The sequence below is a fragment of the Empedobacter sp. UBA7494 genome, assembly GCF_002478465.1.
GTDB lineage: Bacteria > Bacteroidota > Bacteroidia > Flavobacteriales > Weeksellaceae > Empedobacter > Empedobacter falsenii_B.
Genome location: NZ_DLOC01000087.1, coordinates 4,950 through 5,479, shown reverse-complemented (window position 1 = coordinate 5,479; position 530 = coordinate 4,950). Strand labels below are relative to the sequence as shown.

Here is a 530-nt window from a genome sequence, read left to right as displayed (position 1 = left end):
TAAGTTTATTCAATTTAACATAATATATATTATAACATTATTATTTCTATGAAATATTAATGCTAATAATCTTTATTATGTTAAGTAAGGATTAAAACAATCTCCTATTTAGATATTTTTATAGAATTTAGATATCCTATCGGAATATCCATATGTTCTAATTATCCAAAATTAAATAATCCAAAATTTGAATGTTCTTTACTTATTATAACATTGTACCGAATACTATTTACATCAATTAAATATGTAACAATAAATACAGTTTTAATTGGAATAACCCCAAAAGCCCAAGAATCAACAATTTTTGAAACTTTACACTTTATATTTAATTCTTCATAAATTTCACGTTCAAGAGTTTCTTCTGGCAATTCATTTGGTTCTAATCTTCCTCCAGGTAATTCCCATTCATTTCGATTATTCCTTTTATGGAAATTGGAGTTAAATATTCTTTATACACTTCTTTTTATCTTTGTATAAATTTAATCATTTTCTATTTAACATAATCTTTGACGTAATAACGTTTCTCCAAA

The 530-nt window shown here is 22.8% G+C and carries 1 protein-coding gene; it reads right to left on the bottom strand.

Annotated elements, in window-relative coordinates:
• Positions 1-161 precede the first annotated feature (161 nt).
• The gene (locus B4E95_RS10335; protein ID WP_291091429.1) at positions 162-446 is read right to left on the bottom strand and encodes an NUDIX domain-containing protein; all 285 of its coding nucleotides are present in this window, start codon (positions 444-446) and stop codon (positions 162-164) included.
• Positions 447-530 lie beyond the last annotated feature (84 nt).